This window comes from Terrimonas pollutisoli (assembly GCF_029360765.1).
GTDB classification, from domain to species: Bacteria; Bacteroidota; Bacteroidia; order Chitinophagales; family Chitinophagaceae; genus Terrimonas_B; species Terrimonas_B pollutisoli.
The window spans coordinates 387,582-402,920 of sequence record NZ_JARKNA010000004.1 but is presented as its reverse complement, the minus strand read 5'-3'; the positions used below and the strand labels follow the sequence as shown (position 1 = coordinate 402,920).

Sequence of the window (15,339 nt, the reverse complement as noted above, 5' to 3'; positions counted from 1 at the left end):
CGATCAAAATAAGGTCATTGTTCAAATGAATCATTTTTCTACTAAGGTTAACAGACTGTCCTTAACGGCAAGAACAGAGACAGAAATAAGGTTAAAATCATGAACAGCATTAAACCATCTAAGAAGTTGTTTAAAAATGTAAAAATAGAACGCTGATAACACTGATTATTATGATCTATTAAGATAAACCTTAGTAGAAAAACCAATTTTACTGATTCAACCTTATTACCTTATTGCACCCTTTTAAGAAGTTCTGTCAAATAAGCTAATAAGATCAATGCTCAAATAAAACATTATTCTATTAAGGTTAACAGACTGTTTAAAGACAGCAATGTCAGACGGAATATGGTTAAAAATTTAAAATTAAACCAACCTGTCAGGAATAATTAAACGCATTAACGCAGTAAACCATTTAATCGAACATTGAAAAGCGTCATCAAACATATTGTCGGGAAGACTTATAAACCCCTGCTGGTAAGATATCTTTCCAAAACAAGGCAATATCGTCATGGCGATATTTGTCTTGAAATACCGCCGGAAGTATTCCACCCCGCTTTCTTTTTTAGCACTCAGTTATTGTTACAATATATCGAAGGCATTGCATTACAGGGAAAACGATTTTTGGAACTGGGTGCCGGTAGCGGTCTAATCTCGATCCATGCCGCAAAAAAGGGAGCCATTGTCACTGCCACGGATATTAACCCGATTGCCATTGAGTGTTTACAAAAAAACAGCCAGGAAAACCGGCAATCGCTAACCATCATTGAATCTGATCTTTTTTTAAACATCCCCATTCAGTCATTCGACGTCATTGCTATCAATCCGCCCTACTATAAAAAACAGCCGCAAACATTTAAAGATTACGCCTGGTGCTGCGGTGAAAACGGCGAATATTTTGAAAATCTGTTTGCCCGGCTCGGCGATTACGTGCATAACAACACAGGGTGCTATATGGTTCTTTTCGACGGATGTGATATGAACATGATACATAGCAAAGCTGCTCACCACGGCTATCATTTGCAATGTGTGCATTCCGTTAAAAATATATTGGAAAAAAATTTCATTTTTACGATCACCAAAACAAAATGACCCAAACCGGTTATCATATTGCCAAACCTGATTTTGAAACATTATATATTCGTCTGCGCCGCCAGGAAGGACGTATTTACAGCGACGAAGAGTTGATCAACCTGCCCAATATTCAAACTACACATCCACACTATAAAGAGTGGCAGCTTCGCAAACATTCTTCCCAAAAACTTATTTCCTATCTAAAAAGAAAAAAGAAACCACTTGACATATTGGAACCAGGCTGTGGAAACGGGTGGCTATCCCACCGGCTTTCTTTTATCCCTGGCAGCAGAGTAATAGGCACTGATATCAATTTTACAGAAATACAACAGGCTGCACGGGTTTTTCAGCACATACCTAATCTCCATTTCATGTATGTGTACCTGGAACCCGGAGTATTCAAAGAAAAAAGATTTGATTCTATCATTTTTGCAGCCTCCATTCAGTATTTCGCTTCAATCGATGAAACGATCAGGAACACTATTCCGCTCTTAAAACCCGGAGGCGAAATCCATATTATCGACTCACCCTTTTATCCGCTTTCAGAGGTGCTGGCAGCACAACAGCGTTCACGGCATTATTATGAGTCAGCCGGCTTTAGCCAAATGACTGATTTTTATTTTCATCATAGCCTGGATGAATTGCAGGGATATAATTATTCCGTCCTCTCCGATCCTAAAAGCCTGCTCAATAAATTACCTGGTAATAAAAATCCATTTCATTGGATCTGCATTCAGTCAAACCACCCTTAGATGTTTACTCAGTCCATATATGATACCTATAAGCGTTACCGCAGTTTGCAGACAAATGTAATAACGAGCCTGCCTATTGTAATCCTGATGCCGCATAGTGCTTGCAACTGCCGGTGCATCATGTGCGACATCTGGAAAGATAATAGCAACCTGAAACAGCTTACAGAAAACGACATAACCAGGCTCCTTGTTTCTTTAAAAAAATTAGGTACTCAGCAAGTGTTGATGTCGGGCGGAGAAGCACTCCTGAATCCGAATTTTTTCCGCTTTTGTGAAATATTGGGAAATCACGGGATAAAAATATCATTGCTTTCAACAGGACTTACACTTAAAAAAAATGCCGAACAACTGGTAAGATGGGTAGATGAAATCATCGTTTCATTAGATGGCAATGAAGAAGTGCACAACACGATACGCAATATACCCGGCGCCTTTCAAAAACTAAAAGAAGGAGTGCGCAGTGTAAAAAACCTGGCGCCCAGTTTTTCAATCTCCGGAAGGACGGTCATTCACCGGCTCAACTTCCGCTACTGGCCCGCTATTATTGAAACAGCCAAAGAGATTGGGCTGAACAGGATCAGCTTTTTACCCGCCGATGTCAGCAGTCATGCTTTCAATCGTGAAATATTGTGGAGCAATCAGCGGCAACATGAAATTTTGATTTCCGAAAATGAACTCTCTGAACTACATAACATTATTGAAACAATTATTCAAAAGCATGAAATTGATTTGGCGCATCACTTTATAGCGGAAAGCCCTGCCAAACTGCGCAACATTTATAGTTACTATGCCGCTTTTTACGGATTGAATCCATTCCCTTATAAAAAATGCAATGCGCCATGGGTGTCCGCGGTAGTAGAAGCCGATGGTACGGTGAGGCCTTGTTTTTTTCATGACCCAATAGGAAATATCCACCGAGGGGAACTGCATACAATTCTTAACAGCGGGCATGCGATTGATTTCAGAAAAACACTTGATATCGATAAAAATGCCACCTGCAAAAAATGTGTGTGCTATTTGAATTTGAAACCAGGGACGAACCTAAGGAAACTATGAAAATAAATTATTGTCAGTTTACTCTTCACCGATAAATCAATAACTATTATCTGTCAAATGAATGCTTTCCTCCTCAAATACTACAAGAAAGACAGTATAATAGCCGCTCTTTTTATTTGCCTTTATTCTTTCTGTCTTTTGCTGATAGCTACTTATGCTTACAGGCGACCACTTTACAATTGGGATATGCTGGGATATATTGCCCTGGTTATTCAAAAGACTCATAAGGACGTAAATGAAATACATCAAAAAACTTATAGCAGCGTTAAGGACGTGGTACCTGAAACAAATTATACCTTACAAATAGCAGGTAATGAACGTAGAAAAAGATGGGCGACATACCCTAATGAGTTTTATAGCATTCTCCCTTTTTATGCAATCAAACCGGCGTATGTTGAGCTGGTGAATTTAGCTTATAAGATGGGGTTTTCATTACCCATCTCAACAGTTTTACCATCGATATTAGCTTACATTTTAATTGGATTTCTTGTATTTTATTGGCTGGCGAAATATTTGAAAATTTTATTCGCCTTTTTAGTGAGTTTATTCATTATGTATTCCGAGCCAATGATATCTCTCGCAAGATTATCAACTCCGGATTCTTTGTCGGCGCTTTTATTGCTATTTAGTTTTTATTTTATTATCGAAAAGTCTTCTTTAAAGTGGATATTTTTATTCATGACATTATCCATATTTACCCGCCTTGACAATATTATTCCTTGCGTTTGTATCCTTTCTTTTTTGTTTTTATCTAAGAACTGGCAAAAAAAAATGCAACTCAAGTCTTATATCATAATGTTGTCCGCCTTTATTGTATTCTATTTTGGAATTACAACCGCAACACTTAAGCCTTTTGGCTGGAATGTATTTTATTACCCAACATTTATACGACACCTCAACCTTTCGGGAGTTGAGTATTCCCATTTTTCGTTAGCCGGCTACCTGGAGTTGCTATACTCCCGGCTTATTACTTCGCTATTACATTTTAACGTCCCACTGTTCCTTCTTTTTTTGTTATTCCTCCTGCTCCCTTCTGATTCTCGTTTTGGGAAATTTACATTTGATCAACAACTGTCCCTTTTATTAGGAGTGCTCATCCTATTAAAATTTATTTTGTTCCCCGATCTTAGCGACCGGTTCAATATATCTTATTACCTGGTGTTTATTATACTTTTTACCAAACGGTATAAAAACCTTCTTTCTATAGAACTAAACCAACCAAACCATCTTAAAACTTAAATTCATGAAACAATCATTTCAATTTTTGTCTTCTGCTGTTCCTTAGATGAAGTTAAAAGCAACCCCAATTTTCGCATTTACGATTGGTTATTTAAATCACAACTTGTTAATTTATGCGTATCAGCGGATCAACAAACATTCTTTTCTCCCATTCCTATTTTCTCCGGTTTGACCCTAAGCAATGGGCCACGGGCCAGCCCTATGCGCCTATTGGCAGTTTGTATGCAGCGGCGCTGATGAGGCAACAGGGATACAACATTTCTTTCTTTGATACAATGTTTGCGCATGGTCCCGGAGACATCCTCCCGTCTTTAGCTAATCATCAACCGGCCTTTCTTGTTTTATATGACGATGGCTTCAATTATCTCACCAAGATGTGCCTGACCAATATGCGTGAAGCAGCCTTTAAGATGATAAAGCTGGCTAAAGAAAATAATTGCACGGTCATTATTTCAAGTTCCGACTCAACAGATCACTATGAACAATATTTGCAGGAAGGCGCCGATTTTATATTATTGGGGGAGGCTGAGCAAACGTTGTTGGAACTGGTTAGCATGATCAACCAGCAGCAAACGGATTTTCTGTCCATTGCAGGGCTTGCTTATAAGGAAAAAGAGGCTGTAGTAAAAACGGCAAAAAGAAATGTAATGAAAGATCTTGACAGCCTTCCCTTTCCGGCCTGGGATCTTATTGACCTGGAAATATACCGGAAAACATGGTTGAGGCACAAAGGCTACTTCTCTATGAATATGGCTACCACAAGGGGTTGTCCCTTTAAATGTAACTGGTGTGCCAAGCCTATTTATGGTAACCGGTATAATTCAAGATCACCCCGGAACGTCGTTACAGAATTAAAAATGCTGAAAGAGAAATTTGGGTTTGATCATATCTGGTTTTGCGACGATATTTTTGGTTTGAAACCAGGTTGGGTACACGAGTTTGCTGATTTATTGGAAAAAGAGAAACTGCATTTTCGTTTTAAGATACAGGCAAGAGCCGATCTTTTAGTGCAGGAAAATTATGTTCGTGATCTTGCCAGGGCTGGTTGTGAAAATGTATGGATGGGAGCCGAAAGCGGTTCGCAAAAAATCCTGGATGCCATGGATAAAGGCACCACCGTTGAACAGATCTACAAGGCCACGGCATTGCTGAAGAAAAATAATATCCATCCATCTTTCTTTATCCAGTTTGGCTACCCCGGTGAAACCAGGGAGGATATTTCCAAAACGATCCGGATGATCAATGAACTTATTCCGTATGAGATTGGCATTTCCGTATCCTATCCCCTTCCCGGCACCGTCTTTTATGAGCGGGTAAAAAAAGATTTGAAAGAAAAGACAAACTGGACCGACTCTGATGAATTGGCATTACTATTTCGCAATACGTATGCGCCGGCATTTTACAAACAACTTCACCGTTATGTTCACAAGACTTACCGGAAGCATCTCGCTATTCAACAATTGCGGAATTTATTGACTAAGCCTTTTATGATCAGTTATGCGACGGTAAAGAAAGCTTTATCCTTTTTTTATTACGCCCCAGCGGCCTGGCTGGATAAGAGAAGATTGGACTCGCTTGAAAATATGACGGCATGAGTGAACTAACCACCATAAACGAAAAAAAGGCTGCCGCTGCATTCAGCAAGCAAGCTAGTTTTTTTGACGAGTTGTATGCCAATGATACCATTATTCAGTACAAAAGAAAAAGAGTGAGGGATCAGGTATTAGCTCATTTAAAACCCTCTTCTTCCATTCTGGAACTAAATGCAGGCACCGGCGACGATGCGATCTTTTTTGCACAATTGGGTCATACCGTGCATGCGACAGATATTTCAGATGTCATGCAGGTGATGTTAAAAGAAAAAGCAAGGTTGAATGGCCTGCAAATGAGTGTCAGCACTGAATTATGTTCTTATACCACATTGGAAGATTTATCCAACAAGGGGCCGTTCGATCTTACTTTCTCCAACTTCGCGGGATTAAATTGTACAAACGAATTGTCAAAGGTGTTGTCCTCTTTTGACGACCTGTTGAAACCGGGCGGCTTTGTGGTTCTTGTGTTATTGCCCAAATTTTGTCTTTGGGAATTTTCCCTGCTTTTTAAAGGAAAATTTAAAACGGCTTTTCGGCGGTTTAACGGCAGCAAGGGCGCAAAAGCGCATATTGAAGGAGAATATTTCCGTTGCTGGTATTACAATCCATCTTTTATCAAAAAAAATATCAGTAGCAATTTTGAAGTTGTCAGTTTAGAAGGTTTGTGCACCCTTGTGCCGCCATCCTATTTGCAGGGATTTGCGGAGAAGCACCCAACTCTTTACCGGCGCCTGGTTAAAATGGAGGACAAATGGAAAACAAAATGGCCCTGGAAAAGTATAGGCGATTATTATATTATTACCCTAAGAAAAAAGTGAAAGGTGAAAAAAGTGAAAAGGCAATGGACAATAGGCAATAGGCAATGAGCAATAAACACTATGAATTTTGAACTGCCGATTGCAAACCATCCGCCCCCTACTTGCCACTCGCCATACCCCATACCCTAAACCCTGCTCCTTAATTTCAGTTCAGTAAGTTTTTTTTCATATAGAGCCACCACCCTTTCCTGGAAAGCACCCGGGTTTGAACGGGAAAAATGTTTCCCGGTTATTAATTTCATCGAAAGCCCGTTTTTATTCCGCTCGCCTTTGATATCTTTTTTATTCCAGCGGCTGGTAGTAATTTTTTGCAACCAATCATCAATCCTGTTGCCGATGCTGTTATCAAAAACCGCTTCTATAACCTTTTTACCTGGAGCAACCGATCTGTATGTATTAGATTTTTTATTATGATCCGGTGTGGCCATAAACCGGTTACTCCAACTATTAACAGTAAAGAAATTATGGAACGCTTTATCTCCTCTAACGGGAATAAGGGTTGCAATTTCAGCAGCAGTAAAGACATTTTGTTCTTCGATCAGTAATGCTTCTTCATCAATGTAATAATTCATACAGAAATAATGCTGATGGCCGGTCAGGAAAGTAAGTTTTTTGAAAAGATGCATGATCGTCCTGGCGATCCAAAGCCGATTGGCCTTTGTAATGATAAAGAAATCGATATCTGCTTTTTCATCTGCAAAGTTCTTTGACAGAGAGCCTGAAATGCCCACCGCCCTGACGAAAGGAAAGCCGTAAAGGAAGCGACCGATGGCAAAAGCCTTTGGCAATAATTTTTCAGCCCGGCGGTTGCCCTGTTTCCGCCTGATAGCAAGTAGCGGGTTATTGTGAAGAGAGAAAAAATCGTTTTTGACAAAAATCACCCGATCGAGGAGCAATTGCTGCAGGGACTGTTCCAACCTGGCCTCACCTATGTTTCTGCCTGCAAACTGCCGGATCTCATCGCTGGTCAACGGGTATTGAAAAATATCAAAATAAGCCAGTATTTTAAGAATAGAGGTATCTATATGCTCTTGCTCCAGGTATTGGTCAATTTCTCCCTGATTGATTGTTACCGGCATTGTTTTGGCTTTGCATCAAAACGAAAAGAGCAAAAGATTGGTTGCCAGCAGGAATATAGGCTTGCCAATTTTTATGGTAACGTCATTTCTGTCTTCCATCCCGTGCTGTGTTTGTCAGAAAACTGGCGGTGTTGTCCGTCAACGGTTACAGAGAAATTAGTGGTAATAGAAAGCCCACTTGGCAGTTTGTAGAAGCAAGGGGAAAGGATTGGGATGGATGATTGACGAAATCTGCAATACAAAAAACGAAAAAGAGAAGCTGTGATTATCAAAGAGAAGGAAATTTGCGATTTCGTCTTATTTCGATAATCTTTGTGTTGACATAAAGAATGGCAGACAATGTTTACATACTCGAACACGAAATATTAAAAGCCCTTTATACTAAGGTGTCATTTACTGTTGTTGGTGAGGGTAAATTATCTGGCAAGACAATGCCAGCCTATAAAAGAGATTATCAATATTCTTCGCTACACTTTGGGACATTGGTTGACATAATAAATTACCCAGAAAAATATACCGATGACAAAATCCCCAAAGACCAATTAAACTATTTGAAAAATAAAATTGTAACTGTTGAAGAGGTTGATGCGGAACGAATGAAATATAATTGGATTGAAGTAAACGATGCTTTAGAGGTGTTGGTTCTTAATGGACATATAACAGAAAGCCCGGTGGAGATACACATTTATTCGGACAGCATGAAAAGAGAAGTACGACTGACCAACAAGGGGGCTATTGATTATAGAATGGGGTTCTATTTAAAAGAGGCCGGAAAAGAGTTGTCAATAATGCGGGGGTATGAAATACAGAAAAGAGACTTATGGTTGAAAAAATATTGGTGGTGTGTAGAAGCAGCAAAATACATAATGGGCGGTATTATTGGGGCAGCAATAGCAATAGCAATTTCACGAATCCGTAAATCACCAGACACGAAAACAGGAAAATTAGAGGCTCCCATACAGGATACGGTATCACCATATACCAAAACGGGTATCTCTCTTTCCAAGTCTGCTTCCGCTTCTTACTATCTTGACACATTTTACATTAATAACTAAACACTTATTTTATGAAATTTACACCAAGTAGTTCTGATGGTTTTGGGAGCTCTCATACTCCATCAAATTTTGAAGATTTAAGTTGGTTTGACAAAACTCATATTCGACACAGGACAATTTTTAGACCATACATTAAAAAACCTGCTGAATTTGAAATTGACAAAAACCCTAAACTTGACACAATGTGGTACTACTACATTTTCTTTAGAGGCGTTGAAATTTATCAATTCCATAGTTCAAAAGATTTTACTGTAACCGAAATAGATACCCCTGCGACAGATGATGACTTAAAAAACATAATCAAATTAACACACAACATTCTTAGAAAGAACTTTGAAGAAAGAAGAAAGGAGTTCCCGATGTTTGACTCTATCGGGGATGTTCCTTTAAATACCATTGAAGAAATTGTTCCCCAGTTACAGGAAGTTCTCCTTCAGACACCAGAATAGACATACCGCACAATTTCCCATTTTCGCCATAACTCCTTTCTATGACACGGGGTAACTTTTTTACGCCGTTGGTGTTTCTGTTTTGAACAACTCGTTGCTGTAAACGACATACACCAACAACCGAATTAAGGAAGGTGGCTGAATGGTAATGAAATGTTCTTAGTCCGGCTGTTGATGATTAGAATTAAATTTGAAAGTGCACATAGAACACCAACGGCGCTACAATTAAACAATGCCAGGACAACTGTGAGTCTTTTTTATTCCCTTTTAGGGACCAGGGATTTATCCTCCTTTTAGAGCTAGTAATACTACCCGGGCATTTTCCAACTATACATCGAAAAAAACCGGCGCAGTTCCAGGTGATTAAACACAGTAAAAAAAAATATGAAAATGAATTAAACCGGAAGAATAGAAACGGGTCTGTATAAAAAATCATCTACTTATGAAAGCAACTCGTATCCTTTCGGGATTTATTTTCCTTGCACTCTCATGTCTTTATTTCATTTCCTGCAGCAAAGAAAAAAGCAATAGCCGTCTTTCCGTTTACCTCACCGATGCTCCGGCCGGTTATGACGCCCTCTATATAGATGTGGCAAAAGTGGAGATAAAAACAAGTTCAGACCAGGGCGATGACGGATGGCAAACATTGCCGGTGAATGCAGGCATCTATAACCTGCTCGAATTTACCAACGGTATGGATACTTTGTTGTCGTCTGTTGAACTGCCTGCAGGTAAAGTATCACAGTTAAGATTGATATTGGGATCACACAATTCAATCGTTGTGGATGGCGCCAGCTTGCCTTTACCCTTAGAAACGCCCTCGGCGCAAACATCGGGATTGAAGTTTAATATTCATGCAGACCTGGTAGAAGGCGTGGAATATAAATTATGGATTGATTTTGATGCAGCCCGTTCCGTGGTTGTTACCGGTAACGATAGTTATAAACTGAAACCCGTGATCCGCACTTTTACCGAGGCAACCAGCGGCGCTATTAAAGGAAACATACAGCCCGCAGCAGCACAAGCTACCGTATATGCGATTGCCGGTACTGATTCATTAAGTGCTATACCTGATGCTGTGACTGGCAACTATTTGATTCGCGGCGTACCGGCAGGCACCTGGAAAGTAGTGGCAGATGGTAATAATGGATATGCTGATCAAACCATCAATAATATACCTGTTACATTAGGACAAGTAACTGTGGTGGATACTATTACCCTGGTACCATAAAATAAATTATTCAAGAATTATAAAGACCCTCCGCAAAAAAGTGATTACGGAGGGCTTTTTACGCTGTTGTTGGTATGCGGGGCTAATCGAAAAATTTTTGAACGGCGGTGTAATAACATAAATTAGCGTGTTGTACACAATTTTATTTAACTCTTATGATTCGAATATATCTTCTTCTGGTATCTATTCTTTTTTCCTCCACTTCATTCAAAACTGTTGGTTCGGGTATAGCCTACCTGGTTTGTAAATCTGAATCTGGCAGAACTTTATTCAATGCAGAACTTCAAGATATCGTTGGAATAGTTGAAAAAGCTGAATTAATAGTTGATGGGAAGAAAATAGCTTTTAGTTATGAAGGCGGTGATGAAGCTTTCACAATATTTGATCCCCATAATAATGTTTTTACTTTACACATTAGTGGTAAACCAAACAAAGAGTTTCCAAATAGTAGATTCATAGAATTTTGGGCAATTCCATCTTCTTTCAAAATAATTTCTTCTGACCATAGCAATCAGAAATATGAGTTCAAAGCAAAAGTAGTCGGTACAGAGCCGAGAAAAAATAAGGACTTAAGGACTCCCGAAGTGATTGTGAATTGCACTCTGGAATATAAAATCTGAAAACAGCGCACAACAAGCTCTGACATTACCTGCCATATTGCGACTACCTTAAGATTGATATTTACCGTTGCATCGTTTTTGTCTTTTTGTTCTTGTAAGTTAGCCGCCCGTAATATGGGATTTGAATGATTGTTTTTCTAAAGCCGGGACAAATTCCCCGAAGCATAAACAAGCAGGCCCGCCGGTTGCTTTTTACGCCGTTGTTGGTGTTTCTGTTTTGATCAATTCGTTGCTGTAAACGACATACACCAACAACCGAATTGAGGAAGGTGGCTGAATGGTAATGAAATGCTCTTAGGCCGGTTGTTGGCGATTAGAACTAAATTTGAAAATGTACATAGTTCGAACATCAATGGCGTAAATATGACACCTCTTTTCATCGGAATAGTCTTTTTGGGTATCGGAATTGCTTTTTGCTTTCGCTATGGGTGGAAGAAAGTAAACGCCTATGTTCCGCTAATAATTGGAATGTTTTTGATCACCATTTCTACCTTCGGTTCACTTTCAAAGACAAAAGCAGAAAGGGTTAAAGTCAAAAACATCACAAGCCAACAAGTTACCTCTATTGTTCTTCAACCAACAGAAAAGAATGGAGTTAGAAGCATTGTTCAACACAATATTTTAATAGCCGAACCTTCAACAATTGAGGAGATTTGTACAGCTTTAAATCAGGCCAGTGTCGAAGATGAAAACTATATGAAAAACTTCGCAGAGGCCGGCAGCATCAAATTTAACCTGAAAGACAATTCCAGCTTTTCCATTGGACTCAAAAGAAAGGGACAGGCAATAAGAATTGATGTTAATTCAAGCGGAGAAAGTGGATGGCATTACACAGTTTTGTCTGCAAATCGCATCAATAATATATTGGACAGAGTAACAAAATAAGGTACGCACAACATAGCTTGAATGATTATTTTTTCGAATCCGGGATAAATTCCCCCAGGTATCATCAAGAGGCCTGCCAGTTGCTTTTTTCTTTTTAACTTGTGCTGTACAATTTACTATTCAGCAAAATAAATGCAGGCATGAAACCAACTATTGTTATCGAATATTGTCCTAAATGTCACTGGCTGTTGAGGGCGGCTTATATGGCCCAGGAATTTTTGACCACCTTTGAAAATGACTTAAAAGCTGTGACGCTTCAACCAAGCGAGGTCAACGGTGATTTTCATATCACTATCAATGGCACGAAAATCTTTGACCGGAAAGAATATGGCGGTTTCCCGGAGATTAAAGAACTGAAACAATTGGTTCGTGATATCGCAGCTCCCGGCAAGAGCCTTGGTCATACGGATACAAAACCACATCATACGACTAACTGATCAATTGAAATTATGACAGGTATCGTTTTATGCGGCGGTCAAAGTTCCCGGATGGGCCAGGACAAAGGATTGATACCAACAGCTGCTTCTACGTGGACACAAAGCGCTGTTGACAAGTTGGCCGTCCTAAATATTCCTGTAAAAATTTCGGTTAATAAAGACCAGTTCAACCAGTACGCAAAATTATTCCCCGAAACAGACCTGGTTCCGGATAACACCACGTTATCACTGAAGGGTCCCCTCCTCGGCGTTTTGAGCAGCCACCTGCAATTTCCGAATGAAGATCTGTTTGTGCTTGCCTGCGATATGCCATTGATGCAAACACCTTTACTACAGGAGTTATATTCCTTATACCAGCAAGATTCAATTGATACAGCCTTTGTCTTTACCACAGACGGTGAGCCGGAGCCGCTTTGTGGAATCTATAAAGCCGGGGGATTAGCATTTATACTTTCGCTTTTACAGTCAGGGCAGCTCTTAAAATACAGCATGAAATTCTCGCTGGATCATTTGCAGGTAAAATCAATAGCCGTGCCTGATGAGCAAAAAAAATATTTTAAAAATTTCAATGCCCATGCTGATCTAAACGGTTTGTAAACCCAGCTTTTCTTTTTCAGTTTTTGTAAAATCAGTTTTCGGAGCATCGCATAAGGCGCAGGTATAATCATCCGGCAACGACTCGAATGAAGTATTGGGGCTGATATCTCTGTCCGATTCACCTGTGCCGGGATCATACACCGTAAGACAATGCTTACATTGGTGAACAAAAGCTATTTCAGGTGTTTTTGGCTCGGCTTTCTTTGCTACCGGTTTCTTTTCTGTTTTTATTTTACTGGCCTGGTTATTATAAAAAGCGATCACGGCCCGCCGTAGCTGATCAGCCAGTAAAAACTTAGGATTATTCCGGCTGAAGACAAAGCCGGTGCGTTCGTTGGGGTTAAAATCATGGGCGCACAAAATATCGTACACAAAAAACAACTCCACACCCAAAAAACGCAACAGAGCCTTTCGCCTTATCAAAATACTGCTGAAGACCTCGCTTTTCTTTTTTGATTTTATCCCGATACATACGCCGAATGTCCTGATGTCTTCACTATTCAACTCTTTTACCAGGTATTGTTTTAACTGGAGACTATCACTGCAATTTTCTTCTACCTGGAAATTGAGTTCATTGGCTGCATGCCTTACGTTGATCTGAAATTTTTCCAACAGGCGGTTCCAGGCCGCTTTATCTTTCTCCTCGATTCCTTTTATGATGATCGTTTTCCAGGGAGTAGAACATAACTGGCCAATCTTGGTATGAAGGCAGAGCAGGCACAGCTCTTTCAGGAAGTCGATACGATATAATTCATTTCGCCGGTATATGCCCAGCCAATATTTATTGTTATAACGGTTCAGCCCTTCATAATATGGCAGGTTAAATGCCGGCAACACTGCAGGCTTTTCGGCTTTTTTAGTAATAAATTTCCCGACAGCTATTTTTTGAAACAGCTCTTCGCCTTTGGCTTTCGCATTATCATAAAAATCGTCACGGTATTTAAAAATAGTTTGCTCTATTTCTTTTGAAAGCTTTGGTACATCATTGGTGTATACCATTTCAGTCCATTCATAAACCGTATTAGTCTTAGGAAAGCGGATGAAAAGATGCCAAAAATGCTGATCCGTCGCCGAAGCCACCCAGTTGATATTACCCGTAAGCATGGGTGTGAAACTTTGGTTACTGTCCGAGACATTTATCTTCAGCCGCGGCTGATAGTCTATCGAATCAAAAATGTCTTTGTAAACACCCTCGCTCAGCCAGGTATTGTTGATAAAAACCTCTTCCGCCGGATAGCTGCTGATGATATTCGGAAATTCATCCGTTTCATTTTCAAACGGTATGTCAAGGCGTTTTAATTCCTCCGTTAAAAGATGAACTGTTTCCGAAGGCACGTCAATCAGCAGTTGCTGGCGCAGTCCAAAGCTTACATAATAGATTCCGGCTTTCGAGGCGGCCACCAAAATATTATACAATTCACCGGGGGAAATAATTCCTCCGCGAAAATTTATTTTTATAATAAACCTGCTTTGCATGTGTCTATTGGGTTATTCCAAACTCCCTGGTTGCTTTAATAAAATTTTTGCTCTCGTGGCCGGGCCGGCTTAGTTTGACCAATGCAAACCGCTGCAGCCTGGTCAGATCACGCCATTGCTCAACACTCATATCACTGTTTTCATCCACCAGCCTTTGTCTTACTTCAATAGGAATGCTGTATTGTAAACGCCATTCGGGATAGCCATTCAACTCCAATAATGTTGCATCCTTATTAGTATGCTTTTTCACCAAACCCCGCAAATACTCATGGTATTGCTTCACTTCATTTTCCGATTCACAGGGCATACTGGCTAATTGGATTCTTTCACTAACCGTGAACTTTGTCCATTCGCTTAGTTTCAACTTGATCCCTGCTTTATCCATTTTAAATCTTACAATCATGGGAATACAGCGGATATTTTTTTCTACGAAATCTTCTTCAAATGAAAAATATTCGACTCCGTCTAAATCCCTGAATTCAGCAGGTATTGTTACCTCAAATAACTTTTTTTTCATGCAAACACTTTCTGCCAGCCCTTTATATTGGTCATAATTTTCGATGATTTGATAACCCGCGCCTGTATATAATGCCTTGGCAGCCTGGAAATGTATGCTCGTCTCCAGAATCGCATACCGGAAACCCAGTTCTCTCGCCCACTTCTCCAATTCATCCAGTACCGAAATAGATAGCCCTTGTCCCCTAAAATCCTTTACAACAAACATTCTCTTTATCTCAACCGTTACCTTATTATACTCTTTGAAACATCCGATGGCAACCGGCTTATCATTTGCGTACAATACAACAGCGGTTTTAATGTCAGGCACCTTATTATACTGATCGTAAGTAGCCTGGTCTTCGTTCAATTCATTCCAGAGTTCATGATCGAGGTGAGTGATCAACAACTGAAAATCCGGATCATTACTATCCGTTCTTTTGATTTTGACTCCTGTGTTCATTTGGCAAAAATTGTTTTGATACTT

The 15,339-nt window shown here is 39.8% G+C and carries 16 protein-coding genes; 13 read left to right on the top strand and 3 right to left on the bottom strand.

Going from position 1 to position 15,339, the window contains the following annotated elements; all coding sequences use genetic code 11:
* Nucleotides 1-423 precede the first annotated feature (423 nt).
* The 6 genes from P2W73_RS10310 (at nt 424) to P2W73_RS10285 (ending at nt 6,528) form a co-directional block, all read left to right on the top strand.
* Nucleotides 424-1,089, top strand: a complete 666-nt coding sequence (locus tag P2W73_RS10310; RefSeq protein WP_276501948.1) for a methyltransferase — start codon at nt 424-426, stop codon at nt 1,087-1,089.
* A complete protein-coding gene (locus P2W73_RS10305; protein ID WP_276501947.1) occupies nt 1,086-1,823 on the top strand; it encodes a class I SAM-dependent methyltransferase in 738 nt (245 codons plus the stop codon). Before P2W73_RS10310 ends, P2W73_RS10305 begins: the two co-directional genes overlap by 4 nt.
* Nucleotides 1,824-2,879 carry a radical SAM protein gene (locus tag P2W73_RS10300; RefSeq protein ID WP_276501946.1) on the top strand — a complete coding sequence of 352 codons (1,056 nt, stop codon included), beginning with the start codon at nt 1,824-1,826 and terminating at the stop codon, nt 2,877-2,879.
* Nucleotides 2,880-2,936: 57 nt separating this feature from the next.
* A complete protein-coding gene (locus tag P2W73_RS10295; RefSeq protein WP_276501945.1) occupies nt 2,937-4,118 on the top strand; it encodes a hypothetical protein in 1,182 nt (393 codons plus the stop codon).
* A 113-nt stretch (nt 4,119-4,231) separates the two neighbouring features.
* Nucleotides 4,232-5,713 carry a B12-binding domain-containing radical SAM protein gene (locus P2W73_RS10290; protein WP_276501944.1) on the top strand — a complete coding sequence of 494 codons (1,482 nt, stop codon included), beginning with the start codon at nt 4,232-4,234 and terminating at the stop codon, nt 5,711-5,713.
* The gene (locus tag P2W73_RS10285) at nt 5,710-6,528 is read left to right on the top strand and encodes a class I SAM-dependent methyltransferase (RefSeq protein WP_276501943.1); all 819 of its coding nucleotides are present in this window, start codon (nt 5,710-5,712) and stop codon (nt 6,526-6,528) included. The genes P2W73_RS10290 and P2W73_RS10285 overlap by 4 nt, the downstream gene beginning before the upstream one ends.
* 125 nt (nt 6,529-6,653) lie before the next feature.
* Here P2W73_RS10285 and P2W73_RS10280 read toward each other — a convergent pair whose 3' ends face one another.
* Nucleotides 6,654-7,607: a hypothetical protein gene (locus P2W73_RS10280; protein ID WP_276501942.1), complete on the bottom strand. Its 954-nt coding sequence runs from the start codon at nt 7,605-7,607 to the stop codon at nt 6,654-6,656.
* A gap of 329 nt (nt 7,608-7,936) precedes the next feature.
* Between P2W73_RS10280 and P2W73_RS10275 the strand changes: the two genes are divergently transcribed.
* The 7 genes from P2W73_RS10275 to mobA all read left to right on the top strand — a co-directional run bounded on the left by P2W73_RS10275 (nt 7,937) and on the right by mobA (nt 12,881).
* Nucleotides 7,937-8,662: a hypothetical protein gene (locus P2W73_RS10275; protein WP_276501941.1), complete on the top strand. Its 726-nt coding sequence runs from the start codon at nt 7,937-7,939 to the stop codon at nt 8,660-8,662.
* A gap of 11 nt (nt 8,663-8,673) precedes the next feature.
* A complete protein-coding gene (locus P2W73_RS10270) occupies nt 8,674-9,111 on the top strand; it encodes a hypothetical protein (RefSeq protein WP_276501940.1) in 438 nt (145 codons plus the stop codon).
* A 442-nt stretch (nt 9,112-9,553) separates the two neighbouring features.
* Nucleotides 9,554-10,342: a DUF4382 domain-containing protein gene (locus P2W73_RS10265; protein ID WP_276501939.1), complete on the top strand. Its 789-nt coding sequence runs from the start codon at nt 9,554-9,556 to the stop codon at nt 10,340-10,342.
* Between the two features lie 155 nt (nt 10,343-10,497).
* Nucleotides 10,498-10,962 (top strand): hypothetical protein, encoded by a 465-nt coding sequence (locus tag P2W73_RS10260; RefSeq protein WP_276501938.1) that lies wholly within the window; start codon nt 10,498-10,500, stop codon nt 10,960-10,962.
* 468 nt (nt 10,963-11,430) lie between these two features.
* Nucleotides 11,431-11,847 (top strand): hypothetical protein, encoded by a 417-nt coding sequence (locus P2W73_RS10255; RefSeq protein WP_276501937.1) that lies wholly within the window; start codon nt 11,431-11,433, stop codon nt 11,845-11,847.
* A gap of 140 nt (nt 11,848-11,987) precedes the next feature.
* Entirely contained in the window at nt 11,988-12,284 is a 297-nt protein-coding gene (locus P2W73_RS10250; protein ID WP_276501936.1) for an Rdx family protein, read from the top strand.
* A 12-nt stretch (nt 12,285-12,296) separates the two neighbouring features.
* Nucleotides 12,297-12,881, top strand: a complete 585-nt coding sequence (gene mobA / locus P2W73_RS10245) for a molybdenum cofactor guanylyltransferase (RefSeq protein WP_276501935.1) — start codon at nt 12,297-12,299, stop codon at nt 12,879-12,881.
* Here mobA and P2W73_RS10240 read toward each other — a convergent pair.
* Both P2W73_RS10240 and P2W73_RS10235 read right to left on the bottom strand, forming a co-directional pair.
* On the bottom strand, nt 12,867-14,357 hold the full coding sequence (locus tag P2W73_RS10240; protein WP_276501934.1) for a rubredoxin: 1,491 nt from the start codon (nt 14,355-14,357) through the stop codon (nt 12,867-12,869). The genes mobA and P2W73_RS10240 overlap by 15 nt on opposite strands.
* A gap of 4 nt (nt 14,358-14,361) precedes the next feature.
* On the bottom strand, nt 14,362-15,315 hold the full coding sequence (locus P2W73_RS10235) for a nitrate reductase associated protein (protein ID WP_276501933.1): 954 nt from the start codon (nt 15,313-15,315) through the stop codon (nt 14,362-14,364).
* Nucleotides 15,316-15,339: the final 24 nt, after the last annotated feature.